Source organism: Arcicella rigui, from assembly GCF_034929435.1.
In the GTDB taxonomy this organism is placed as follows: Bacteria; Bacteroidota; Bacteroidia; order Cytophagales; family Spirosomataceae; genus Arcicella; species Arcicella rigui.
This window is the reverse complement of the sequence record NZ_JAYFUM010000006.1, coordinates 161,325-187,160: the sequence shown is the minus strand read 5'-3', so window position 1 is coordinate 187,160 and position 25,836 is coordinate 161,325. Positions and strand designations below refer to the sequence as shown.

Here is a 25,836-nt window from a genome sequence, read left to right as displayed (position 1 = left end):
CATCATGAAAAAACTTTTACTAACACTCTTTATTGTAATATCAAATCTTACTTTAAAAGCTCAAGATTCGGGAATTTGGCAAATTAATAACAATGCGGGAGTAAGAGAAGCTCAATTAAACCCATCAAGTATTGCTGATTCAAGACTGGGCTGGCAGTTACATTTACTTTCTGGTTTTTGGCTTGGTACAGATCAAAGTTTGAATACAACGCAAAGTCCAAATACAGATTTATTCTTACAAGATTTCAACGGAAAATCTTACGGGACAAGTTTCAGCGATATTTCAAGTCTTGGCTTGATGATTCAGTTGCCCAATAACCACGCTTTCTTTTTTGGAAGTAGGTTGAGAGCCTGGCAAAATGATAATCCACTGTTAAGGAGTATTTTTAATAATGTTCAAGACTCAACTATTTTTGGAAATAATTTCCAAAACCAAACCTTTAATGCAACGTCATTAAGGGATTTTAGCTTTGGTTATGCTTTACCAATTTATACTCAAAATCAACATTCAATTAAAGCAGGTGTAGCTGTAAAGTTTTATAAAACGTTTGAAAATCAAACACACATTTTTAATGCAGACTCTACAAAAATTGAATATCAAGGCTATAGAATAAATCCTGATAATAATTTTAATTCTCAAGATTTGTATAAAAACCTTGGAGGAGATGGGACTGGCTTTGATTTAGGGATAACTTACGAGTTCAGACCAGATTATCAACACTATACTTATAAAATGGATGGAAAAAATCGCTCGGATGTTACTACAAACAAGTATAGAGTTAGAGTGGCTATGTCTTTATTAGACCTTGGAGGTTACCGTTTTGCTAAAACAAAGATTTTAAGTAGTGGAGAAATGGATAAAGCAATCCTTAATGGTGGGTACTTAGTAGGGTCAAATTTTGACAACAAGCTACAAACGAACTTCACACCAGTTACTGCAAACGATACGCTACAATTAGAGCAAGCAAAACTACCTTCGACTTTCGTATTAAACATTGATACTTACTTAGGTAAAACATGGTATTTCAATGCTTTGTATAGAAACTCAGCCAAAAGTACTTATGCACAGCCGACAACTTTATCTTTTGGAATAAGAACAGAAACTACTAATGGAAGTTTTGGAGTACCATTAACATATAATGTTGATGCAAAAAAATGGGCTGCAGGTATTCACTTTAGATTAGGTTCATTGTTTTTTGGTACAGAAGGGATAAATTTTCTTTTCGACCAATCAAGTGGAGCTAAACCAACTTTTTATGCAGGAATTTCAATTTCAGGACGTGCAAAAAAAATCAAAGATATGGATAAAGACGGGGTTTCTGACATGAGAGATAAGTGTATAAAAGAGGCTGGGTTATTTGAGTTTGACGGTTGCCCTGATAGAGATAATGATGGAATACCAGATAAAGATGATGCTTGTCCAGATAAACCTGGTACTAAAAAAACAGGTGGATGTCCTGATAGAGATGGTGATGGAATTGAAGACGATAGTGATAGATGCCCTGATGAAAAAGGCTTGCCAATCAATAGAGGATGTCCTGATAGAGACAATGATGGAGTAATTGATTCTAAAGATGCTTGTCCTGATGTTCCCGGACCAAAAGAAAACAAAGGCTGTCCAGTAAAATAATTACACCATCAATATGAGAAAATACATTATCTTATTTATAGTATGTGGCTTTCATCACTGGGTAGCTTTAGGACAATTGGAAAAGGCAAAATTACCTCTTACAATTAATCATGAATTCTTTTTTGAGGATTCCCCGTCGATGAGTGCTGATAAATCAACGATGATTTTTGTGTCTAATAAATATAAAAATCCGATGATTGCAGATTCTTTATATGATTCACCCTTTAATGGAATATTCATTTCCAAGCGTCATTATACGGGTGAATTTCAACCTGCCGAGCCAATCAATGCGATTAATACTCATTTCGTAGTCTCAAAAGTTATTAATGCACCAAGTATTAGCCCCGATGGGAATATGATACTTTTTTCAGGCGTTGAGAAATACAGTAAAACTGGAGAAGATATTTTTTATTCAGTAAGAATTAAAGATACTTGGAGTGAGCCACAAAATATAGGTTTTGAAATTAATTCAGAAGGATATGATGGAGCACCAAGTATTTCTGCTGATGGGAAAAAGATATTCTTTGTTCGTGAAATTCCTTTTAGAAAAATCGGAGAGCAACAATGTTATAAAATTTGGTTTTCCGAACGTGAAAGCATCAATGATAAATGGGAGCGTCCGATTCAGTTACCGTATCCAATTAATCAAGGATGTGAAAATTTTCCAAGGATTCATTCTGACGGGAGAACGTTATTTTTCTCATCGATTAGAGGTGATGGAAAGGTGGATTACGACATCTACAAATCAGTTTTACAAGATGATGAAAGTTGGAGTACTCCAGTCAATTTAAAATTCCTCAATACTAAAAAAGCTGATACTTATGTGGCTTTAAATCCTTGTGGTAATTTATTGTACTTTGCTTGGGAGGGTGATATTTATAGCTCAACAGTTCCACAGGAATTTAAAATGCAAAATATACTTACTTTTCAAGGCTTTGTGACGGATTCATTAACTTCAGCACCTTTAGCTACGCAAATCATTGTGAAAAACAGAGATAATCCGAATGAAACAATAGCAGTTTTTGAAAGCAATGCTTCAGACGGAAGATACACCGCTTTGTTGAGTCCTGATAAAAAGTATGATTTTTACTTAAAAATGGACGACTATTATCCTAAAAGAATATCAGTCTCACAGGAAGGGCTGAACTTTTGCGAAGTAATTAATACTGATATTCGACTTAAACCATTTCCCAAACCTGTACCTGCTACTTCGGTGATGACCAATACGCCAACTTTTAAAATAACTACGAAACAGCAAAGATTAGAAAGCATAAAAGCTAAACAATAGATATAAGCTCTTGGAAGATTCCAAGAGCTTTTCTTTTAACTTCATCTTTAAAGAATTTCTTGCACTTCAAGTAATGTCCCTTCAACCATTTTTAGTAACATTTTTTAAGATGATGTAACATTTTTTGAATATACTTTAATTTATATATATTTAAATTGTTGATTTTCAGCTGTTTGTCTAAATGTAACATTTTTATATTTATTAGAAGAATTATTGTAACTTCGTCAATATCCAGTCTGCTAATTTTGAGCTATTCAAAACAGAAATTATACAATTTTTCATAGCCAATTTTGAATGAATTTTCCCCAAAAAAATACTTCAACTACTTTATAAAATGTCACTAAAAACTATTCAAAATATTGCATTTGCTTTGATTATGTTTGCTTTGATTACTCCCAAAGTGTTCGGACAAAATCATGACCCTTCTAAAGTGTACAAGGAACAACACAGACCTTTGTATCACTTTTCGCCATCAATTGGTTGGATGAACGACCCTAACGGTATGGTTTATTACAAAGGTGAATATCATCTGTTTTATCAACATTATCCCAACGATAACGTTTGGGGACCAATGCACTGGGGACATACGGTAAGTAAGGATTTAGTGAATTGGAAAAACCTTCCCATCGCTTTATATCCTGATAGTCTGGGCTATATTTTTTCGGGAAGTGCTGTCATTGACTGGAAAAATACCAGTGGATTGGGTATTAATAACAAACCTCCTATGGTTGCGATTTTTACTTATCATAACATGGAGGCAGAGAAAGCTCAAAGAAGTGATGTTGAAAGTCAAGGAATTGCTTTTAGTAATGATAATGGGCGTACTTGGATAAAGTATGCCAAGAATCCAGTGATAAAGAACAACGGAAGTCGAGATTTTAGAGACCCAAAAGTATTTTGGGATGAAAAACATCAACAATGGGTAATGGCACTGGCTGTACAAAATCATCATGAATTTTGGGTTTCAAAAAATTTGAAAGAGTGGTCAAATTCTGGAAGTTTTGGTAAAGAATGGGGAAACCATAGTGGCGTTTGGGAATGTGCCGATTTATTTCCTTTGAAAGAAGGGGATGTTACAAAGTGGGTTTTGATTGTAAATATTAATCCTGGCTTACCCAATGGTGGTTCGGGTACACAATATTTTGTGGGCGATTTTGATGGAAAAACGTTTATTCTTGATGAAGACCAAAAACCTTTTGTAAAAAATGGTCATGCTCTTTGGCTTGATTACGGTAGAGATAACTACGCTGGCGTTACTTGGTCGGATATTCCTAAAGAAGATGGAAGAAGAATTTTAATTGGTTGGATGAGTAATTGGGATTATGCCAATCAAGTTCCTACCTCGGCATGGAGAAGTGCTTGTACTCTACCAAGAGAACTGACTTTGAAAAAAACTAAAAATGGCTATCGTGTTTTTGCAAATCCAGTAAAAGAGGTAGGGTTGTTAAAAGATAAAAGCCAAGTTTTTACGCTTAAAAACCAAGTAGTTGATGGCACAAAAGATTTGAGTTCAGCCTTGAAATTTTCTCCAAAAACCTCAGCCTTGAATGTTACTTTTGAAGTAACCGAAGCAAAAACTAAGTTTGAAATCATCATGGAAAATTCAAGAGGTGAATTTTACGCATTGGGTTATGATGCTAAAAAAAATGAATTTTTTAGTGATAGAACTCAGTCAGGTAAGGTAAATTTCTCGGCTAAGTTTGCCAAAAATATTCATGTTACTCCAAGAACAAGTACCGACAAAACAATTTCATTGAATATATATTTTGATGTGGCTTCGGCGGAAATGTTTGCAGATAAAGGCGAAACCGTAATGACGGAAATTTTCTTTCCTAATGAAGATTTCAGTAAGCTAAAAATTAAGTCTTCAAATGGTAGCGTAAAAATAAAAGAATTGAAAGTACAAGCAATAAAAGGTATTTGGTAGCCAACAAAACAGCCTGATTTTAAGAGGATAAGCTATATGAATTGCTAAAATTCATAGTTTATCCTCTTCGTCGTTTTATCACTACATTTTGCTTAAATGAATTAAATTATGGACAATCTCAGACAAACCTTACATAAAATACTGTTACTCCTAATCGGATTTGTAGGAGTTAATGGCTTTTTTACTTCCTGCTCGTTGAAAAGTAATGAGAAAACTTTTACTATTGGTATGTCTCAATGTGGTATGGACGACCGCTGGCGAGTTGAAATGATTGAGGGCATGAACCGAGAGCTAAGTTTTTATCCTGAATGTAAATTTATTTTGAAAGATGCCCACTGGAATAACGAAACACAAATCAAGCAGCTTGAGGAGCTAATTGAACAAAAAGTTGATTTAATTATCGTTTCGCCAAACGAAAGTATTTATGTTCAAACCGCTATCGAAAAAGCCTACAAAGCTGGAATCCCTGTGGTGGTGGTTGATAGACGTATTTTTTCTGATCAATTTACTGCTTTTGTGGGTGCAGATAATTACTTGGTAGGGAAAAATGCTGGCGAGTACGCCAATATTTTGTTGAATGGCAAAGGCAATATTTTAGAAATTGGTTTTGGCCCGACTACTTCGCCTTCCATTGGAAGGCACTCTGGTTTTTATGATGTCGTTTCAAAATATGCTGGGCTACATTACATGGAGTATTTGAACAAAAATTGGAAAGCTTATGAGTGGGAAAAACAATTGAGAAAACGCTTGCAAACGAATGGTTCTGCCATTGATTTAATTTTTGTACATAATGATAGAAGTGCTAATATCTGCTATAATATTTGTAAAGAATTTGGGCTTGAGAAAAAAATAAAAATTATTGGCGTAGATGGTTTGTTGGGCAAAGACCTTGGACTTGATTTAGTCCAAAAAAAGAAAATCAGTGCTACCATTTTGTACCCAACAGGTGGCGAAGAGGCGATTCAGATTGCGGTGAAAATTTTGAAAAAACAGTCGTTTCAAAAAGAAAATCGACTTTTTACGACTGTCATAAATTCACAAAATGTAAGTATGATGTTGGCTCAAATACAAAAATTAAATGAGCAACAGGCTGATATTGAGCGTCAAACACAAAAAATGAATGAGTTGAATCGTATTTTTTCATCTCAGAGAAATTTACTTTATTTTACTTCAAGCCTATTATTGATTGTGTTGATTTTGGGGGGATTTTTATGGTCACTTTTTAGAGAAAAACAAAAATCAAATCTTGTTTTGGCAGAACAAAATCATGCAATTTCTCAACAAAAAGATGAAATTGAGAAAATTTCTCAGTTGGCTCGACAAGCCACTGAAGATAAACTTCGCTTTTACTCATATATTTCGCACGAGTTTCGCACGCCTTTGAGTTTGATTCTTACACCTTCGGAAGATTTATTGCAACGGAAACAATTTGATGTAAAAGAAGCCCGCAATATTTTACAATTGATTCATAAAAACGCTAACAGATTACTTCGTTTGGTGGACCAATTATTGGAACTAAGGAAATTGGATGCAGGCAAAATGGAACTTGAGTTGCATAACCATGATATTATTGCTTTTGTAAGAGACATTGTGTCGGATTTTAGTGTGAAAGCCAAAAGTCAGCAAATTGATTTACAGTTTATTTGTCCGTTCACGACTTTACCTTTTTGGTTTGATGCCGAGAAGTTAGACAAGGTTTTGTTCAATATCATTTCAAACGCTTTTAAATATACGCCTCGTGGTGGAATGATTCATGTGACACTTTTGAAAAATGTTGAGAAAATTGAAATCATGATTGCCGACAACGGAATCGGTATGAGTAAAGTTGAAAAAGAAAGAGCCTTTGATTTGTTTTATCGTGGAAATCAGAATATTTCTTTGGGAACGGGCTTGGGTTTGGCTTTATCTCGTGAGTTTGTAAATCTGCATCAAGGTGAAATAGAATTGGATTCAGAACCGAGCAAAGGAACGACCTTTAAAGTAATTTTACCTTTGATAAAACCACAAAACAACCTTGAAGTAATCAGCCAGACTGCCGTAAAAACTCGTGAAATTTTGGAGGAAGTACCCTCGGTTTTGAATACTGAAAAAGGCCCGGCTCATGAAAATACCATTGTATTGATTGAGGACAATTTGGAATTGAACCAATTTTTGAAACAGAAATTAGAAAAAAACTACAACGTTGCGAATGTTGAAAATGCAGAACGAGGTTGGGAAGAAATTTTATCGAATATGCCCGATTTAATCATAAGTGATGTCATGTTGCCTAAAATGGATGGCTTTAGTTTAACGCAAAAAATCAAAAGCGATTTTCGTACTTCGCATATTCCTGTGATTTTATTGACGGCAAAAGGACAAACTGAAAGCCAAATCGAAGGTACAAAAGCAGGAGCAGACGCTTATATTTCAAAACCTTTTAATCAGCAATTGTTAGAAGAAAAAATCAAAGGTTTGTTGGTAAATCGAGATAGAATGAGAAGACGTTTTTCTGGTGAAATCATCAATCCAAGTCATTTGCAAAAAGGAGAACGCAAGTTTTTAGTAGAATTTGAATTATTAATTGAAAAAAATATCCAAGATAGTTCATTATCCGTTGAAAAATTAAGTCAAGAATTAGGAATGTCGAGAGTACAATTATTTAGAAAAATTTCAGCTTTAACCAATAAAAATGTAGCAGACTATATTGCCGATTTTAAAGTACTAAAAGCGAAAGCATTATTGAAAGAATCGAACAAATCTATTGCTGAAATTGCTTATGAACTTGGTTTTAATAACCCAAGCTATTTTACCACTTTCTTCAAACAGAAGACCAATCAAACACCAACAGATTTCAGAAATAATTGAAGTAACATCTTTTGAAATCATGTATCAAATATTGAATTGTGTACCAATTCAAAACCAATAAAATATCATTAAATATTTATAAATCAGAATGTTACATTTTTTGTAACATTCTTGATATTCTTTGAAAGAATACCAAAACTTCAACTTTTGAAATGCTACTAATTTTGGTTTGTCAGTGAAACAATAAGAACACTGAACGAACCAAAATTATAAAGCATCGTCGATTCCCAATTTCGGGGCAAGTGCCTTTGCTTCATACTTTTCCAAAATCCTATTAATGAACGCCGATATTTTCCCAGCCACTCTTCGGCTTGGACTGGGAGAATATTGATTTCACTTAATCAAGGAATACTCATGTACATTTCCAATTTCAATTATTTTATAACTTAAACAATTTCACCATGAAAAACTATTTACTAACTATTGCGACACTGTTTTTGACAGTTCAGCTTGCGTTGGCACAACAAAGAACCATTTCTGGTACGGTGACAGACGACCAAACCAAGGAGGCTTTGATTGGTGCATCCGTGATTGTACCGTCCACGGGCAAGGGTACTTCTACCAATGCCGAAGGGAAATTTAGCTTTAGCATTCCAGAAAATGCTACGACAATTAAAGTTTCTTACGCAGGTTACACGGCTAAAGAAGTAGCCATTGGCGGACAAAGTGTTTTTAATATTTCACTAAGTCCAGGTAAAGAATTGAGCGAAGTGGTTGTGGTAGGTTATACTTCTTCCAGAAAACAAGATTTGACAGGTGCAGTAGCAGTTGTAGATTTGAAACCTATCAAAAACATCAGTTCAGGAAACCCAATGCAAGCTTTACAAGGAAGAGTAGCGGGTTTGTACATTGAAAAAGATGGCTCGCCGAATGGTTCAAACAGCAGAATTTTGATTCGTGGGGCGAATACTTTAGGTAACAACGACCCACTTTATGTAATCGACGGTATTCCAACAACTCGTCCAGAAGTATTTCAAAATATTAGTCCTACTAACATTGAAAACATTCAAGTACTAAAAGATGCTTCTGCCGAATCAATTTATGGTGCGAGAGCTTCCAACGGGGTAATTATTGTAACGACCAAAAGTGGCGGCAATACCAACGGAAAAGTGGAGTTTCAGTTTAATACCAGCGTGTCGATGCAATCTGAAAAAGCGATGCGTTTTAAAATGTTGAATGCTGTTGATAGAGGAAGAGCCTTGTGGCAAGCCTCAGTAAACGACGGACAAGACCCAGCCGCAGGTTATGGCGAAATCTATAATTTTGATTGGAATAAAAATTATAGCAATCCTGTATTAAACAGTATTTCAGTAAAACCTTATGTTGGTGGCGATGTAAATACGCCTGTGGGAGATACCGATTGGCAGGACGTGATGTACAAAACGGCTATGGTGACAAGAAATGACTTTACGGCTACTTATGGCGATAAGCGTTCTTCGGTAGAAATCAATTTGAATCAGTTAAGTAATACTGGTATGTTGCGATTTACTGGTTACGACAGATTGGGTGGAAGTATCAGTGCGTTGACTCGTGCCTTTAATGATAAAGTGAAATTTGGCGTAAACTTACGTATTGCCAATTCAAACGAAACTTTAACAGCGAGAGATTTAGGTGGTGCTGCAACGACATTTTTGGCGGTGACTTTAGCTCCAACGATTCCTGTATATCAAAAAGATGGCGTTACTTATGCTGGGGCTTCGGGAGCAGGATATTCGGATAGAAACAACCCTTTGCACATGCAAGATTTGGCAAAATGGAACAATGCCAATCGCTTGAGTACTTTTGGAAATGTGTTTGTTGAAGCAGAATTAATTAAAAATTTATACTTCAAAACCAATATTGGAGCAGATGATTCTCGCTTTTTGAATAAAGTAATAACGCCAACTTTTTCGGAAGGAGCATTTAACAGAACGACCAACAGCTTACTTTTTGACCAAAACCATTATTTAAGTCTTACTTGGTCGAATACTTTGCGTTATAATCTTGATTTGAATAGCCAAAATCACTTCAAATTTTTGCTTGGAACAGAGTACATCAAAACAGATATAGACTTCCAAACTACTAAAAAAGAAGGATTTGCATTACAAACAGAAGATTACTTTACTTTGAATGCAGGAACTGGCAACACTACGGTTTCGGGTGGTTCTACTGGCAACCGTTTGTTCTCGCAGTTTGCACGGGTTGATTACAATTATTCAGATAAATACTTGTTGGCTCTTACGGTTCGTCGTGATGGTTCTTCACGTTTTGGTTCAGAAAACCAGTACGGTATTTTTCCAGCGGCTTCATTAGGTTGGAAAATCGACAAAGAAAACTTTATGAAAGATGTAAAGATTTTCTCTGAATTAAAAGCAAGAGTAGGCGTTGGACGTGTTGGTAATCAGCAAATTGGTGATTTAGCTCGCTTTGGATTATTCGATACAAGATACGGAACTACGCAAGCCCAATTAGTTGGTGGTTTCTGGGAACAATACATGAATATCGGTACTGCTTATTCATTGTCGGGTGCAAATACTGGAACTTTACCTTCGGGTTTTGTACAGACCCAAGCGGCCAATTCAGCCTTGAAATGGGAAACAACGGATGAAATAAACGCAGGTTTAGACTTCGCTTTCTTGAACGATAAAATCTTTGGTTCGTTCGATTATTTTACTCGTAAAACTTCAGGTATTTTAATTACGCCTCCAGTGGCATCTGCTTTGGGAGAAGGACAGTCGAAAGCCGTAAACGGAGCTTCAAAATCTAACAAAGGTTGGGAATTGGTATTGGGCTATCATGGCAATACTTCTGGCGAGTTAAAGTACAATGTAACAGCAAACTTTGCTCATTTCAGAGATGAAATTACAGAATTACCAGAAAACGTTCGTCCAGCTTATGCAGGCAACTTGGTAAATACAATTATTGGTCACTCACAATTTGATATTTTTGGTTATAAAACCAACGGGCTTTTCCAATCGCAGGCAGAAGTGGACGCTGCTCCAAAACAAGTAGGGGCTGGCCCGGGCAGAATTAGATATGTTGATACCAACAACGACGGAAAAATCGACGATTTAGACAGAACTTGGTTAGGCACAACTTTACCAGCTTTGGAATACGGTTTAAGAGTAGATTTATCTTACAAGAAATTTGATTTATCAATTTTTGGCTCAGGTGTAGCAGGAAGAACAGGCTTTGATGTTTATACTTTGTTCAATAATTTGATGAAAGGTAGAGAAAACGTTGGCCCGGGTGTATTCAATGGTTGGACTGCACAAAATCCAAACACTACTGTTCCTGCATTGACTTTGAAAGACAATAACAATGAAGGTCGTACTTCGGATTACTTTATCGTGAATACTTCTTATTTCAAAATGCGAAATATCCAGTTGGGTTATAGCATTCAGCCAAAGTCTGTGTTCTCAAGAGTCCGTGTGTATGCTATGGCAGAAAACTTATTCTGGTTTAAAAGTAGCAGTTATTTAAGCCCAGACCCAGAACGCATCGACCTCGACCCAGTACCCATTCCAAAAACATTTACATTCGGTGTTAATGCGTCGTTTTAAGCTATCAGATTTTTCTGAATAAACGATTCATAAATATCACTATCTATTAGTAGTTGTATAAATTTTAAAGCTGAAAGCCGACTACCGAAAGCTGAAAGCTATGTTAAAAAGATTTCAACATGAAAAAGAAAATATTATCCATCTTACTCGTTGCAGGATTAATTACTCTTGATTCTTGCAAAGATGCTCTTGAATATACTCCTACGGGCGTATTATCATCCTCAGATTTAACATCACCCACGGCTATCGAGGGCTTGGTTACTTCCGCCTACGCAGCCATCGGAAACGGTGATATGATTGGCCCAATTTATAGCAACTGGGCTTATGGAAGTGTCCGCTCAGACGATGCCTACAAAGGCGGTGGCGGAACGGGTGACGTTGGCGAAGTAGATGCTTTAGAGCATTATAATTTAGTTACGCCCACAATGGGAGCATTTGTAACTCGTACTTGGCAAAATTTATTTAAGTCGATTTCAAGAGCCAATGTTGCCCTTCGTGCAGTAAATACGCTATCAGAAGCCAATTTTCCGAATAAAAAAATCCGTTTGGCTGAACTCCGCTTTCTGAGAGCCCACAGCTATTTTACCATGAAGCTTTTGTATAAAAATATTCCAATTTTTGACGAAACAGCTTCGGCAGACGATATTTTAAAAGTATCGAATACATTAAGTAATGATGAATCTTGGAATAAAATTGCGGCTGATTTCCAATTTGCCATTGATAATTTACCTGTAAATCAGTCAGAAATTGGTAGAGCCAACAAACTGGCGGCACAGGCTTACTTGGCAAAATTGAGACTTTACCAAGCTTACGAACAAGATGCAACGCACAAAGTAACCAATATCAACAAAACAAGATTGCAAGAAGTAGTAAACTTGACCCAAGCCGTTATTTCTTCTGGAAAATATAGTTTGAGTAAAGATATTGCCGATAACTTTTTGCCTGAAACAGAAAACGGCCCAGAGTCAATTTTTGCGATTCAGTTTACCATCAACGACGGAACAGCTGCTGGACGTTTGAGTTATGAAGATGGCTTAAATTACCCACACGGAGCTCCGCAATACGGATGCTGTGGTTTCCATGCCCCAAGCCAAAACTTGGTAAATGCTCATGCTACTGATGCCAACGGTTTGCCTTTGTTTGATACTTTCAATGATAAAAACATAGATTTATCGACTGCAACAGTTGACCCAAGATTAGACCATACTGTTGGAATCGACGGACACCCTTACAAGTATGACAACACTAAACCATTTAGCAATAGTTGGGTGCGTGATGCCGGTGTTTATGGAAACTTCCATTCGATGCGTTTTCAACAATTGGCAACCAGTGGCTCGTATTTTAAATTAGGACCATTTATGGGAACAGCCAAAAACTACGATATTCTTCGTTATGATGATGTTTTATTGATTCAAGCAGAAGCTTATATCGAGTTGGGTCAGCAAGATAAAGCTTTACCATTAATCAACCAGATTAGAAAAAGAGCTTCGGAAAGTACAGGTAGATTGAAAAAAGCAGATGGAACTTTTGCTTCAAAATACAATATCAAAGAATATACAAGTACAGGTTGGACACAAGACTTTGCTCGCAAAGCTTTACAATGGGAGCGTCGCTTGGAGTTTGCAACCGAAGGCCCACGTTTCTTTGATTTAGTACGCTGGGGTATTGCAGAAAAAACCTTGAACGCTTATATCGACAAAGAAAAAACCAAAAGAACTTACCTCTCAACCGCTAAATTTACTGCTGGACGAGACGAGTATTTACCGATTCCGCAGGCAGAAATTACTTTTACCAACGGTTTATACAAGCAAAATCCGGGGTATTAAGTATAACCAATATCACGTTAAGATTTGAAAATAGTACACAGAACTTGCCTCAATGTAGAGGTAAGTTCTTTATGTTTTAACTAAATTTTGTTTTGATTTAAATAGAATACTAACCTATTGAAAAATACTGGGAGCTTTGTCTAATTTTCCTTTCAAGTAAATAGATGCAGTTTCTTCGTTTTTCATAAATGGAATTTCTTTACCATCTTTTTCTTTAACTAATTCTACGGTTTCGGTAAGAATCCCTTTTTCGTAATTGTAGTGTTGGTTGATTTTAATCTTGTTGTAAGGCATAAATGTACTTGCATCATCGAGAGCAATACTTATGGTTGTTTCTCTAAATTCAGGGTCAGAGATACCCTTTCCCTTTCCTAAAGAAGATTGAATAGCGGCTTGTACTTTTCCTGCATTTAGTTGTTGATAGACTACCTCAAAGTACATCGTTTGGTCACGATTACCTGCTTTTCCATTATATTCTGGATGAATTCTGTGTAGAGATTTTACCGATTTCCAATGCTTTTCATAGCGTTTTTGAATGACATCAAACTGATAATCAAAGCTTTCAGCTCTTAACCACTGTCCATTTTCAAAACGATAAGCTTTGCTGATGCCATTCCAAATAATGGTATAAGTATCGTCTAAAGGAAGTGAGCTATCCAGCGGAATAATTACTTTTTGTGAAGTGCTACAAGCGTTTAGCGTTAGGATAAACAAGATGAAAACGGGAATAAGTACTTTTTTCATGGTAAGAATTTTTTTAGTGAAACATGATATTTACACTGTAAAATTCTCAATCATTTCAGAGGATAAAATTGACAAATGTTACAATCGTTACTTCTCTGCAATTTTTTTTCGCAATCGACTCAAACTCTCACGCTCAAGTCCTAAGTAAGAAGCAATATGATAAAGCGGAATGCGATTAAAAATCTGCGGATTTCCCTTGAGCAAATCTAAGTAACGTTGTTCGCCATCCATAAACAAAAAACTTTCTACTCTTTGGGTAGTTAATCTATAAGAATGTTCTGCCATCATTCTCCCAAAACGCTCCCAATTATGCGATACTTCATAAGCATTTTGCAAAGCAGACAAATTGAAACTTACTATCTCAGAATCTTCTAAAGCTTGAATAAAATATCTGCTTGGTTTTTCATGCAAAAAACTATCATAATCGACCACAAATTCATTTTCAAAAACAAATTGAGTGTTTATTTCCTTGCCATCTGCCAGATAAAACGTTCTGAAAGAACCCTTGTTAATAAAGCCAATCTCATGACAAATCTTATTTTCACTCAAAAGATAGGCTTTTTCTTTGTATGATTTTGTTTTCAGAAAAGGCAGAAATAAGGCACAATCTTCTTCCGTCAGAAAGGGGATTTGTCTCAGCCAGTTTTTAAATATTTCAAATTCATTCATAAGTATTTAGTGATTTCAGTCGAAAATTATCATTGTTGATTTAGCCATTTCAGCCAGTCATTTGCTACATTATCCCAATTGTAGCGGTCGTAATTGGGTTTATTGTCTGAATTTAAGGGAAAATAATTGTGTTCAGTGCCAATATAAGCTTTGAAAGTAAAGTTCTTTTTCTTTTTCCTGATAAAATCCACTCTCAAAAAATCATTATAGGGCGAACTCCAATCTTTTGTACCATAACATACCAGTACTGGAATCGTTAATTTTTCTAAATATTGAATAGGAGGGATTGAAAAATCAAAGGTAGTTTTCGGGCTATCGCCTTGCGACACACCTTTACTTGTTTGATTTTCAACCACATATTGCCAGTACTTTATTTCATCTTCACCCATTTGTAAAGTATCATTTTCGCTTGCACGGCTTTGTTGGATGATAGACATAATTCTTCCTAAAGGATTGCCACCCGAATAAATCAGATGAGTAATAAGAGGTGAAATACTTGCCATTTTTGCGGCAATGGTACTTCCTTCCGAATGTCCAGCTACAACTACTTTCTTACTTGAAATCCAATTTTGCTTTATTAGATACTTAATAAGCTCAATATTTCTGTTGGCGTAATAATTCAAATAATTTCTATCGCTGTATGCTTTTGGATAATTCCCAGTTTTGTCGGTATAAGTAAAATTGCGTCCAAGCGTATTCACATTACTAACAACAGGAATAAATGGCTTGCTGACAATAACGAGATGATATTTTTTAGTAATACTGTCAGAGGAAAAAGGAAACACGCCAAAGATTCCCAAACTATCGTATTTTATTAATGGCTGGGGCAAACTTCCCTGACAAAAAAAGAATAATGGCTTTTTAATATGCTCTTCTCCTTTGCGTGATTTCACCAAAATATCCACTTTATCGCCTTTAAACACATATTTTAGGTGTTTGAAACCATAAGTTTCAGGACTTTTATTTTGACCAGAAGCCCAACTAACGACTAATATTAAAAGTACTTTTAAGAAATATTTCATGTTTGATTTTAAGAGAAAATGTATGAAAATATATGAGGTTTTTGTGTTTTGATACTGTAATTTATCTGAGGGGCTTCAACTTTTGAATTTGAATACCTGAGTTGATATTCAGATTACTTTTCCTTCAATTCTACCAATACACTATCAATCTTTTTATCATAGTCTTCAATTGCTTGATTGTATTTGTCTGTGTCCTCAGCAATTTTTTTATACATAAGATTATAAACCTCCAATCGCAATTTGCAGTACTTTTTAAGTACTATATTTCTTTCATGAAGTTCATCAGGTAATTTGAGTTTATCTATCGTTTGAAGTATTTTTTGATTTTCGCTCCAGTAGTAGATGCCTCTATTTTTAATTTCTTCCAAAAGCTCTTCTTTGGGCGTTTCTTCGGGCATTTCGTAAATATCTAATGCCATAGCCTCCATTGAAGCAAATTTATTCATTTGAGTTTCATAAGCAGTAAGGTCTTTAGGAATGAAATGGTAAACAGTAAAAAAGGTCATAAAAACTACAACCGTTATTGCACTTACAGTAACAAATTTCAATTTTTTATTTTCATACTGTTTTAAACTTGGAATGAAAGCATAACCAATTACTACACCGCTCAAAAGTCCGCCAATATGTGCAGCATTGTCGATGCCACCTTTTAAACCGTTGAGTAAATTAAATCCTACGAAAATAGAAATACTTGTCAGAAGTGTTTTGCGAGCTTCCTTTTCAATTAAATCAGTAGATAACAAGGCAAGAAAAACGCCATACATTCCAAAAATTGCTCCAGATGCCCCTGCACTAACACCCAAATCGTGCCACCACAAACTATTTAGACTTGCCAAAATTCCCGCCAACAAGTAAGCGGTGATGAATCTTATTTTACCCAAAATGGGTTCTAACAAAGCTCCAATATACAAAAGGGCATACATATTCATAAAAAGATGAATGATACCAATGTGCAGAAAACAGTTGGTAAAGAGTCGCCACCATTGTCCGTTCAAAGTCAGAACTTTGAAGTTCGCTCCCCATTCAATAAGACTTCCAGTATCAGGTAACATAATACCTACGCCACTTATTACCATTAAGATAAATATGGCTATATTGATGTCCATCAAAATGGGTGTAACAAAAAACTCTTTGGAGGGAACAAAAATTGAAAAAAAATCTTTAATCTGTTCACTTGTTGTGGCTGGAGGAAGTAATAAAATATCTTCTTCATCAGCAATCAATTCATTTTTAAGTACTTCGTATTGTGAATCAATTTCTGCGATTGAAAATGAGGCTTTTACTTGCTCAAAAGTAGCGATAAAGGTATTGATATTTTTTTCGTTCTTTCCCCAATCTATCATATCGTTGCCAGTTGAAGAACTTTTTAAATTAGCAAAATCCTTATCAATCTTGATGATAATCTCGGCATTCCAAGAAAAAGAACCATTGTTTGTATAAGCAATCAAGCCATTATTACTTAAATAGCCAATATCCCATTTCAGCATTCGGACTGTCTCGATAGCAATAACAAGAAATTGTTTTGGAGAAAGCTCGTTTAGAGGCACTTCCTCAATATGTTTGGGTGTAAATCCAATTGCCATAGTTTAATTTTGGTTGTGTTTTTGGGGTTTATTTTGATGGAGTTTTTATCATTGCTGCTTTTATAGTTCAGCAAATTTTATGCTATCACTTTACTACTATTCAATCCTTTGCCGTTTTGTATCTATGTATTTCGTTCCGTCATAGTACAATAATTTATCCCACATTACATCTGTTTCGGGCTTAACATTTCGTGTCAAAAGGTAGGGAAGTTTATGATTCATTTGAGGCACAACTAAGACATCAGTGATATTCTCTAAATCTGGACTTTTGTAAAGTATCTTAAATTCTTTGCTATGACTTAAAACAATATAAGCAAACTCGTCAGAATTTACTACTGATATGGTAGAGTCGGAGTTTTTGTACTGAATGTGTTTTCCATTATTCGCCAATCCGTAATAGGGCATAGCTACTTTAAGTTTAGTAAGTACCTTTTGGGTCAAAATGGTATCTTCCCTAATAGCATAATTTATTGGTTTTTGGGCTTCAGTAAAATTACTTATACCATACATCGCTCCCGACTTAATTTTCTTATCAGCTTTATAAACAGCAATAAAACTTGAAGAAATGGACTGATTAAAAAACTCTACTCGAAGAAATTCTGCATGGCTCACAAATCTGTTTTGGTTATCGTAGATGCTAAGTTTTGAAAGTCCTCTTAGGTCAAAGTATTTGCGAGATACATTTTCGGGGAATTTATACCTACTGTTTTCATCATCTTCGTAAATCAATGAGTCTGCAAGTTTTTCAATTTTCAGATACTCATCTTCACTTATTTCATCCTGTAATAAATAAAGCCCAATATATACTTCATTTTCATTCGAGAAATCGAATGTTTCTATAAATCCCACATAAGCTACGTTTTGATTCAGAACATCTATTGTACTGTTACTTGTGACTTTAGCGGAATTTTGTACAGGGTCATTATTTACTTTTTTTGAATGGTTATCGTTAGAACAACTCAAAGTCAAGATTGTAATTGAAAGTGAAATAAGTTTTTTCATACTTATCATTATTTAGCAATTGGTGTTATTATTTATTATTGCTTATAGAGGTTTAGCTTTACTTTTGTTTTGGCGATGGTATTTTAATCATTGATAAAGGTTGGGTCTCCTTTAGGTTGAATCACCAATTCATTACTTAAATTCGGAAAGGCTTTTCTTAGTGTTTGAATATCAATAGTTGAGGTATCTAAGAAATACCAATTTAGCCCTTTGTCCATTGAAATAGCAATTAATGTTGACTCTGCAATAAGTTTTCCATTAGGCAATTTCATTTCAAGTGTCTGAGGAACTGTGCATTGAAGTTCATTTTTTATCGAGATGACATTAGAAGGTTCTCCAATAGTAAATTTTGATAAAGTAATTCCTTGCAATTCAAATTCATTTATACCTTTCTCAATTTGTTTAATCGCCTTCTCTTTTCCACCCATTAATTCTATTACTTTAGGATAAGTGTACTTTTGAAAATTTACATAGTCTTTTTTGAGAAGTGTTTGAGCCATTTTCTCAGCTTGTTCTTTAATGATTTTTGCGTGACTAAAATTTGAATTCTGTCCTTTAATGTAAGTACTTACAAACAAGAAAGTTAAAAAAGTGAATACTAAGTGTTTCATGTAATTGATTTTTGAATGAATATTAAATACAATATGGCTACTGATTCTTGTAGGATTAGTTCAAATAAAAGATTAATGATATGACTTTAGAGGCTATTATTCTGTTTCAGATATTTCGCTGGTACATGGTCGGTCAACCACACACCGTTATCCGAAAGATAAAATTGAAAATTATTATTGTACATCTCTTCAGCAAGTACTTTGAAAATAAATGGCTTACCATGTCTTTGTCCAACTTTCAAAGCCGTTTCGATATCATTACTCAAATGAACGTGCTGTCTGTTTCGTCTTTCAAGTCCTGTTTCAAGAATTGATTGAACTGATTTTTCACTTGTTCCATGATATAAAAATTCTGGAGGTTGTTGGTTGGTATAACCCAATTCAATGTCAATCGAATGTCCTTGACTTGCTCTTATTTTATCAAGGGCATCGTTCAAAGCAAAACGTTTTTTGGAATTGGTTGCCACAATATGATGGAGTATTTCTTTGTCTAAGTGTATTCCATAATTGTTCACTTTTTGAATTAATTCATTGATGTCTGTCCAACCATTTTGGTCAAGTTGAATATCAATTTTTTCAGGTTGGTGTCGCAAAACCAAACTTAAAAACTTACTTATGTGTGTCAGTTGTTTGTCGCTAATCATATTTTTTACATAAATCAAACTAAATAACTTTATCAATTCCCTAAAGTGTCACCTTAAATTTAAGATAAAACTCCCAAAACCGTTTTCCGCACATAAATTGCCACTGAAATATATTTTGACCTTTCTTCTTTTGTGGGATTGGTGTTGTCCACAACAAAGCGTTGTTGGGTTTCGATACAAGTACCAATAAACTTATTCTCTCTATTTCGTGTCTTGAGTAGGTCGAGAGAAATATGGATATGTGTTTTAAAGAATTTCTCTTTATAAAAAGTAGTTTTCCCCGTTGCCTGAATTCCACAAAATATCACTGTTTCCATTATAAAGCGTTGTTGATTAGGCTGATAGAAATATTATCAAGTATCAGATAATATTTCACTGAAAACTCAATTATCCTATTTTCAAACCACAATTTACTTACCAGACTGTTGTTTAAAGTCTTTAATAATAAAGAAAATAGCAACAACAAATACGATGAAATAAACAATGTCAAAATAAGGGTCAGCAAATTTGAATGAGGTAGAATCAAAATGTTTGAAGAGCGTCCAACCCAAAATTGCCGCTATGAATCCCCAAAAAGGGTTTATTTTTTTAATATTTTCCATGTTTATATGATTTAAGATTAAGTCAAATATAGTTAAGAATAGATTTGTAGTCAATAAAACTCAATGCTAAGTCTGGCTTCGATAATTTAGTGAATTGTAGTAAAGCAATAAACAGCACTAATTTTATATCAAACAATTTTAGATTTCATAAACAATTTTCAATGTGTCATTAATCCTTTCAGTCAGTAACTCAACTAACACATCATCCATAAATTCATAATCGTCGGGTATGTTCAAGACTTTAATGTCAGGTAATTCTAAATGTCTATAAATATCCCAAATTTTTGCCCTTTGTTTTGTTTCCATTACAAATACTAAGTCAGCCCAGTTTAAGTCGTTTTCTGAAATTTTTCTGTCACTTTTCGGGCTTAGTCCTGCTGAACGAACATTGAAGCGGTTATCATTCTTAAAAATGTGTTCTGCCGTCCTACTACGTTTTTTGTTTCGTCCACAAACTACCAATATATTTGGTCTTTCTGTCATTCTGTTTCTATTTTTCTAAAATGGCTGCTAATGTTCTTATTGGCAAAGTACTTAGCAAAACTGTTTATTTTACTAATTTATTTTCGACAAAGTACACTTTGCCTTGTTGTAAAAATAGATATTTCAATACTCTAAAGTAGCGTATTGACCCTTAAAACAAAATTTTAGAAGCCTTTTTCTGACAAAATCTTATTTAACGGTATTGCTCTCACCCAATACAACAAAATTGAGCTTCAATACAGCATTTCTGTATCGAAGCTCACCTTTGTTGAGTAATAAGTCAGGATTTCAGAGTAAGTACTCAGATTTTCCGAGCTTCAATACAGTTTCTGCGAGCTGGTACTCAGTTTTACTGTATTAGTACTCACCAAATCTGTATTGCTATACAGAAAATCTGATTCAAGATACAGTTTCGGTGAGTAAAGGCTCAGATTCAATGAGAATGGATAGGAGTGAGGTGATTATTTCATATTACCAATTTCATTATTCTTTCATATAAATGCTTCCTTTTCGATTGGTAGAAGAAGACTTTAACAACAGCAAAAATTAAATACTCCGTAGGAGTAAAATATCGGTAGTAAGATTTGCTCAAGATATTCATAGTTCCGTAGGAACGGTATATTTCGCTCCTATGGAGCTATGTTTGTGAAAAGGGTTTTGTGATTTTTTACCGATATTTTGTCCCTATCGGGACTTTGATTTTGGTAGAAAAAGATTCTTTTATCAGATATAAGCGATACGCAATTTTACATTTTATTCGTAGGAACGCTCTGCTTAATCAACGAGCAGTTTAAGAGCGAAACGCTAACAACAACAAAAATTAAATACTCCATAGGAGTAAAATATCGGTAGTAAAATTTGCTCAAGATATTCATAGTTCCGTAGGAATGAAATATACCATTCCTACGGAATTATGTTTGTGAAAAGGGTTTCGTGCTTTCTACCGATATTATGTCCCTATCGGGACTTTCATTTTGGTAGAAAAATATTCTTTTATCAGATATAAGCGAGACGCAATTTTACATTTTATTCGTAGGAACGCTCTGCTTAATCAACGAGCAGTTTACGATTGGTAGAAGAAGACTCTAACAACAACAAAATTAAATACTCCGTAGGAGTAAAATATCGGTAGTAAAATTTGCTCAAGATATTCATAGTTCCGTAGGAACGGTATATTTCGTTCCTACGGAACTATGTTTGTGAAAAGGGTTTTGTGCTTTCTACCGATATTATGTCCCTATCGGGACTTTCATTTTGGTAGAAAAAGATTCTTTTATCAGATATGAGCGAGGAACTCTTTTGCATTTTCTTCGTAAGAACGCTTTGCTTAATCAATGATTATTAATCTATTGGAAGATTAGCTTCTTTAAGTATTTCAATTAAATTTTGATTATGAAGCCAGATAATAAACCCTTTATCTACTATATTTATTTTCTTTAATGTTGAATCATAGTCAATAATAATTGGAGTAATTCCACTTCTGACTTGTAATGAAGCAATAGAAGTTAGTGCTTGTGACAAATTACCTTGATTAAGGTCACTTCCTCTTGGATGTTTTTGTACAATTACTTCATTTAACTCACTTCTCCGTAACCCAATATTTAACATTGAATCGTCAGCTTTTAAGATGGCGTATAAAATCCATTTGTACATTTCTAACTCTGTTGGTTGAAAGCCCTCTATTAAACTTGTAATAAACTTATTATATCTCCCTGAATGTTGACTTACAACTTCGTCTAAAAAAACTTCCAACTTTGAACAGTCCAATGAAAATTGGTTGCCTTCAAGAGTTTGATTAATTCCGTTTTCAATACAAATAAGGTAGCAAACTTCTTGAACAACATATACATTTTGTAAACTTTCTGCAATAAGTTTATTTTTAGTTTGTTCATTAAAAGACACATTCAATAAATACTCTCCATCTCTTATTAACTTATTCAATTCTTCTTGAGTCCAAGTGTCTGCATCAACTGATTTAACTCTACCTGATAAATCGCCATTAAGAGCAATTAATCTATTTTCTTCTAACCAAACCCCAACAATTAGAAAGGTAAAGTTTGAGTTTTCATGAAGTGCCTTAAGTGCTATCGCAAAATCTTTTTGGGTCTCAGGTTTTAAATAGTGGAAATCCTCTAATACTATGATTCTGTTAAACTTAATTTCTTCTAATGCTTTAATAATATCGTTTACATCATCAGTATCTATATCTAAAGATTTTGTTATTTTTTCTTTTTCTTTTTCAAATTCTGTTTCAGCTTCAACTTCGGCTTTTGCAAATAAATTCCATCCAAATGTTGCTTTAACTTTTGCTTTTCCTGATGTCGTCAAAGATTTAGATAAAGTCAATTCATATCCTGCTTGCTTTAGTATATTACTATGTATCTGATCTATGTCCCATTTGTTGTTACAATGAACGATAATATAATCATTCTCCTTTAAATTCCGTTTTCTTAAAGAAGTTTTTCCTTGCTTTGAACTTCCATATATGACAACATGATGTGAACGATCTAATGAATCTACAAGTATTCTGTCTGCTGCCCTTTCAATGTAATTTAAAGGTAAGTCTCTTTGGATTCCAAACACATCTTTGGTTTTATTAATTTTCATAATTATTATTATTTTAAATGGCTCGAAACATAATTAGTTTGTAATAGTTTTGCCGCACTTTTTATAACTGACACTAAATAAATATTCCAATTCCCTAAACTATCATATTAGCATTTAAGATAAAACTTTCCTAACAACTTTCTGTCCAAAATCTTATTTAACGGTATTTCTCTAACCCAATACAACAAAAGTGAGCTTCAATACAGAATTTCTGTATCGAAGCTCACCTTCGTTGAGTAATAAGTCACGATTTCAGAGTAAGTACTCAGATTTTCCGAGCTTCTATACAGATTGATTGAGTTGGTACTCCGTTTTTCTGTCTCCTTACTCACCTAATTTGTATTGCCATACAGAAAATCTGACTCAAGATACAGTTTCGGTGAGTTAAGACTCAGATTTCTTGAGTTAATGCTACGAGTACTCTTTAGAAGAAGCCAATTATCAAGCAATATTTACAATTACCTTACTTTCATGCCCTTTGGCGGCTTCGCTTAGGGCTGTTTGTAAGTCTTGTAGTGGATAATGACTTGAGATAATAAAAGACGGATTGATTACTTTGGAAGCTATCAGTTGGATCGTTCTTTTAAAATCAAAAGGATGTTTGTAAATAATTGATGGCACAATGTGAATGCCTTCTCTGGCTATTTTAAGTGGACGAAAAGTAGCTAATTGATTGGCTAAACCTACTAAAATAATTTCTGCTCCTCGTGGTGTGGCGGCTGTTGCCAATGATGCCGTGTGGCTCACGCCTGCACATTCAAAAACGGCTTCAACGTCATGGGCTTCCCAGATAGCCGACAGTTCTTCTGTTTGTTGTGCCAAATCTCCTGTGGCAATGGCAGCGATTGCCCCAAGTGCCGTTGCCATCGCTACTTTATGGTTATTGATTTCTGTTACCAATACTTTGTAGCCTAAAGCCAAAGCAAGATGGCTGATTAATAAACCGATTGCACCTAAGCCAACTACGGCTATGGCATCGCCGGGTTTTACTTTTGCTTCAAAAAGTGCATGAACGGCTACTGCCATTGGTTCGATGGTTACGGCATTTTCATCCGAAATTTCATCGGGAATTTTCCAAGCAAAATTGGCTGGCACTACGATATATTCAGCAAAACAACCTGCTTCGTTTACACCTATGACTCTTTTGTTTACACAGATATTTCCATTGCCACTCAAACAGTGCTTGCAATGTCCGCAAGGAATATTGGGTTCAATTACTACTCTTTCGCCTACCGTTCTCCCTTGTACGCCTTCGCCAATTTTATCTATATAGCCCAATCCTTCGTGTCCGATGGTGAGGGCTTTATCAAGCAAGCGATGCCCCAGAAATAAATGTACATCAGAGCCACAAATGCCTACTTTCGTTAATTTAATTCTTAGTTCTCCTGCTTTTGGTTCGGGAGTTTCAAGCTCCAGTACTTGAATTTCATTGGGTTTTACTAATACGGTTCCTTTCATCAATTGCTTTGTTTAAGAATCCTTACAGATTTTTAGATTTTAAACTTAATACACAAATGCCTGTAATCAGTAAAGGGATAGAAAAAATACTGAATAAAGTACTGATGCTAAGACCGCCATCGGCTAAAAAGCCAAAAAGGGTAGGGCCAAGGATTGCTCCAAAGCGACCTACGCCAACGGCAAGTCCAACGCCTGTGGTTCTCATTTCTGTTGGATATACTCTTGATAGCGTTGGATAAATTCCATTGAATCCGCCTTGCACAAATACGCCGATGAAAAAGATAATTATCATAATCAAAGAAGAACTCAGCGTGATATTGCCATAAATCAACATCACTAAAACGGCACAGAAAAGAAAACCAAAAACGGTTTTTCTGAGTCCGAATTTTCCTGCGACAAAACCCAAAGAAGCTGTTCCGATGGCTGCCCCAAAATTGAGAGCAATGCCTACATAAGTAGCTAAATCAAAAGATAATCCTGCTTCTTTGGCGATATTCGGGACCCAACTCATCAAAGTATAAAGGGTAAGAAAGCCAAAAAAGGTGGCCGTCCAGAGTTTGAAAGTAGAGTTTTTGTATTCTGATAAAAACAGCGACTTCAATGGCGTTGACGTTTGGACGATGCTTTCGTTTGGTAAAGCCTCAATACTTTCTTGACCGATTCTTGATAAAATTAAATTGATTTTTGTTAGAGCATTTTTAGGTTTGCTCTGACTCAGAAAAGCCAAAGAGTCGGTCATGTACATTAAAACACCGATAAGCATCAATAAAGAAACACAACCCGCTACTAAAAAACCAAACCGCCAACCAAATTGAGGAATGGCATAAGCACAGAAAAAACCCGTGAAAATTGCTCCAACGGGCCAGCCAGCTTGTACAAGACCTACGTTAAAATCTCTATTTTTCTGATTAGAAAATTCAGAAGCCGTAGCAGCCATTGTCGGTAAAATTCCTCCAATGCCTAAGCCTGTCAGGAAACGTAAAAGCAATAATTGTTCATAACTATTGCAGATGGAAACCAATAACATTCCTGTACTAATCAGCACGAGCGAAAGGATAAATATTTTTCTTCTCCCTACTTTATCACCCAAAGGAGCAATAAAAAAGCAACCCAAAGTCATGCCCGATAAAGCGGCACTAAAGACATAGCCCATAGCCGCTTTTGAAAGACTCCACTCTTTGATAATATCTGAACTTGAAAAAGAAACGACCAAAACATCAATGCCGTCGTTCATATTCAGGATAAAACATATCGCCACGATAATGATTTGATAAGTACTCATCGGGCGATTGTCGATAAGGTTTTTAAAGTGTATTTGTAAATTTGCGTTTGTCATTTTAAATGTATTAAAGTA

At 35.0% G+C, this 25,836-nt stretch carries 19 protein-coding genes; 6 read left to right on the top strand and 13 right to left on the bottom strand.

Annotated features, from left to right (window positions below; translation table 11 throughout):
• Positions 1 to 4: 4 nt before the first annotated feature.
• The 6 genes from VB248_RS05745 (at position 5) to VB248_RS05720 (ending at position 13,057) form a co-directional block, all read left to right on the top strand.
• Positions 5 to 1,630: a thrombospondin type 3 repeat-containing protein gene (locus VB248_RS05745; protein WP_323295788.1), complete on the top strand. Its 1,626-nt coding sequence runs from the start codon at positions 5 to 7 to the stop codon at positions 1,628 to 1,630.
• Positions 1,631 to 1,643: 13 nt separating this feature from the next.
• Positions 1,644 to 2,918 carry a TolB family protein gene (locus VB248_RS05740; protein ID WP_323295787.1) on the top strand — a complete coding sequence of 425 codons (1,275 nt, stop codon included), beginning with the start codon at positions 1,644 to 1,646 and terminating at the stop codon, positions 2,916 to 2,918.
• Between the two features lie 334 nt (positions 2,919 to 3,252).
• Positions 3,253 to 4,845, top strand: coding sequence for a glycoside hydrolase family 32 protein (locus tag VB248_RS05735; RefSeq protein WP_323295786.1), 1,593 nt, complete (start codon positions 3,253 to 3,255; stop codon positions 4,843 to 4,845).
• Positions 4,846 to 4,953: 108 nt separating this feature from the next.
• On the top strand, positions 4,954 to 7,689 hold the full coding sequence (locus VB248_RS05730) for a substrate-binding domain-containing protein (protein WP_323295785.1): 2,736 nt from the start codon (positions 4,954 to 4,956) through the stop codon (positions 7,687 to 7,689).
• 401 nt (positions 7,690 to 8,090) lie between these two features.
• Entirely contained in the window at positions 8,091 to 11,231 is a 3,141-nt protein-coding gene (locus tag VB248_RS05725; protein WP_323295784.1) for a SusC/RagA family TonB-linked outer membrane protein, read from the top strand.
• A gap of 119 nt (positions 11,232 to 11,350) precedes the next feature.
• The gene (locus tag VB248_RS05720) at positions 11,351 to 13,057 is read left to right on the top strand and encodes a RagB/SusD family nutrient uptake outer membrane protein (RefSeq protein WP_323295783.1); all 1,707 of its coding nucleotides are present in this window, start codon (positions 11,351 to 11,353) and stop codon (positions 13,055 to 13,057) included.
• Between the two features lie 114 nt (positions 13,058 to 13,171).
• On the opposite strand, the gene VB248_RS05715 is transcribed toward VB248_RS05720, so the two are convergent.
• From VB248_RS05715 to VB248_RS05655, 13 genes are all read right to left on the bottom strand, one after another.
• Complete coding sequence (locus VB248_RS05715) at positions 13,172 to 13,801, bottom strand: hypothetical protein (protein ID WP_323295782.1); 630 nt, start codon at positions 13,799 to 13,801, stop codon at positions 13,172 to 13,174.
• Positions 13,802 to 13,888: 87 nt separating this feature from the next.
• Positions 13,889 to 14,470 (bottom strand): Crp/Fnr family transcriptional regulator, encoded by a 582-nt coding sequence (locus tag VB248_RS05710; protein WP_323295781.1) that lies wholly within the window; start codon positions 14,468 to 14,470, stop codon positions 13,889 to 13,891.
• Positions 14,471 to 14,499: 29 nt separating this feature from the next.
• On the bottom strand, positions 14,500 to 15,492 hold the full coding sequence (locus VB248_RS05705) for a hypothetical protein (protein WP_323295780.1): 993 nt from the start codon (positions 15,490 to 15,492) through the stop codon (positions 14,500 to 14,502).
• Between the two features lie 113 nt (positions 15,493 to 15,605).
• A complete protein-coding gene (locus tag VB248_RS05700) occupies positions 15,606 to 17,075 on the bottom strand; it encodes a rhomboid family intramembrane serine protease (protein ID WP_323295779.1) in 1,470 nt (489 codons plus the stop codon).
• A gap of 96 nt (positions 17,076 to 17,171) precedes the next feature.
• Positions 17,172 to 18,077 (bottom strand): hypothetical protein, encoded by a 906-nt coding sequence (locus VB248_RS05695; RefSeq protein ID WP_323295778.1) that lies wholly within the window; start codon positions 18,075 to 18,077, stop codon positions 17,172 to 17,174.
• 83 nt (positions 18,078 to 18,160) lie between these two features.
• A complete protein-coding gene (locus VB248_RS05690; RefSeq protein WP_323295777.1) occupies positions 18,161 to 18,688 on the bottom strand; it encodes a hypothetical protein in 528 nt (175 codons plus the stop codon).
• 86 nt (positions 18,689 to 18,774) lie between these two features.
• A complete protein-coding gene (locus VB248_RS05685; RefSeq protein ID WP_323295776.1) occupies positions 18,775 to 19,332 on the bottom strand; it encodes an RNA 2'-phosphotransferase in 558 nt (185 codons plus the stop codon).
• 59 nt (positions 19,333 to 19,391) lie between these two features.
• Positions 19,392 to 19,649, bottom strand: a complete 258-nt coding sequence (locus tag VB248_RS05680) for a hypothetical protein (RefSeq protein ID WP_323295775.1) — start codon at positions 19,647 to 19,649, stop codon at positions 19,392 to 19,394.
• A gap of 93 nt (positions 19,650 to 19,742) precedes the next feature.
• A complete protein-coding gene (locus tag VB248_RS05675; protein WP_323295774.1) occupies positions 19,743 to 19,934 on the bottom strand; it encodes a hypothetical protein in 192 nt (63 codons plus the stop codon).
• 138 nt (positions 19,935 to 20,072) lie between these two features.
• The gene (locus VB248_RS05670) at positions 20,073 to 20,417 is read right to left on the bottom strand and encodes a low molecular weight protein tyrosine phosphatase family protein (RefSeq protein WP_323295773.1); all 345 of its coding nucleotides are present in this window, start codon (positions 20,415 to 20,417) and stop codon (positions 20,073 to 20,075) included.
• 1,341 nt (positions 20,418 to 21,758) lie between these two features.
• On the bottom strand, positions 21,759 to 23,024 hold the full coding sequence (locus VB248_RS05665) for a hypothetical protein (protein ID WP_323295772.1): 1,266 nt from the start codon (positions 23,022 to 23,024) through the stop codon (positions 21,759 to 21,761).
• Between the two features lie 441 nt (positions 23,025 to 23,465).
• Positions 23,466 to 24,482: a zinc-dependent alcohol dehydrogenase gene (locus tag VB248_RS05660; protein ID WP_323295771.1), complete on the bottom strand. Its 1,017-nt coding sequence runs from the start codon at positions 24,480 to 24,482 to the stop codon at positions 23,466 to 23,468.
• Between the two features lie 22 nt (positions 24,483 to 24,504).
• Positions 24,505 to 25,818, bottom strand: coding sequence for an MFS transporter (locus VB248_RS05655; RefSeq protein WP_323295770.1), 1,314 nt, complete (start codon positions 25,816 to 25,818; stop codon positions 24,505 to 24,507).
• Positions 25,819 to 25,836: the final 18 nt, after the last annotated feature.

Coding starts and splice junctions, on each gene's coding strand:
- VB248_RS05655 (WP_323295770.1), bottom strand. CDS start 25,818: ATGACAAACGCAAATTTACAAATACACTTTAAAAACCTTATCGACAAT.
- VB248_RS05735 (WP_323295786.1), top strand. CDS start 3,253: ATGTCACTAAAAACTATTCAAAATATTGCATTTGCTTTGATTATGTTT.
- VB248_RS05705 (WP_323295780.1), bottom strand. CDS start 15,492: ATGAAATATTTCTTAAAAGTACTTTTAATATTAGTCGTTAGTTGGGCT.
- VB248_RS05745 (WP_323295788.1), top strand. CDS start 5: ATGAAAAAACTTTTACTAACACTCTTTATTGTAATATCAAATCTTACT.
- VB248_RS05665 (WP_323295772.1), bottom strand. CDS start 23,024: ATGAAAATTAATAAAACCAAAGATGTGTTTGGAATCCAAAGAGACTTA.
- VB248_RS05700 (WP_323295779.1), bottom strand. CDS start 17,075: ATGGCAATTGGATTTACACCCAAACATATTGAGGAAGTGCCTCTAAAC.
- VB248_RS05690 (WP_323295777.1), bottom strand. CDS start 18,688: ATGAAACACTTAGTATTCACTTTTTTAACTTTCTTGTTTGTAAGTACT.
- VB248_RS05680 (WP_323295775.1), bottom strand. CDS start 19,649: ATGGAAACAGTGATATTTTGTGGAATTCAGGCAACGGGGAAAACTACT.
- VB248_RS05710 (WP_323295781.1), bottom strand. CDS start 14,470: ATGAATGAATTTGAAATATTTAAAAACTGGCTGAGACAAATCCCCTTT.
- VB248_RS05685 (WP_323295776.1), bottom strand. CDS start 19,332: ATGATTAGCGACAAACAACTGACACACATAAGTAAGTTTTTAAGTTTG.
- VB248_RS05660 (WP_323295771.1), bottom strand. CDS start 24,482: ATGAAAGGAACCGTATTAGTAAAACCCAATGAAATTCAAGTACTGGAG.
- VB248_RS05720 (WP_323295783.1), top strand. CDS start 11,351: ATGAAAAAGAAAATATTATCCATCTTACTCGTTGCAGGATTAATTACT.
- VB248_RS05670 (WP_323295773.1), bottom strand. CDS start 20,417: ATGACAGAAAGACCAAATATATTGGTAGTTTGTGGACGAAACAAAAAA.
- VB248_RS05740 (WP_323295787.1), top strand. CDS start 1,644: ATGAGAAAATACATTATCTTATTTATAGTATGTGGCTTTCATCACTGG.
- VB248_RS05715 (WP_323295782.1), bottom strand. CDS start 13,801: ATGAAAAAAGTACTTATTCCCGTTTTCATCTTGTTTATCCTAACGCTA.
- VB248_RS05730 (WP_323295785.1), top strand. CDS start 4,954: ATGGACAATCTCAGACAAACCTTACATAAAATACTGTTACTCCTAATC.
- VB248_RS05675 (WP_323295774.1), bottom strand. CDS start 19,934: ATGGAAAATATTAAAAAAATAAACCCTTTTTGGGGATTCATAGCGGCA.
- VB248_RS05725 (WP_323295784.1), top strand. CDS start 8,091: ATGAAAAACTATTTACTAACTATTGCGACACTGTTTTTGACAGTTCAG.
- VB248_RS05695 (WP_323295778.1), bottom strand. CDS start 18,077: ATGAAAAAACTTATTTCACTTTCAATTACAATCTTGACTTTGAGTTGT.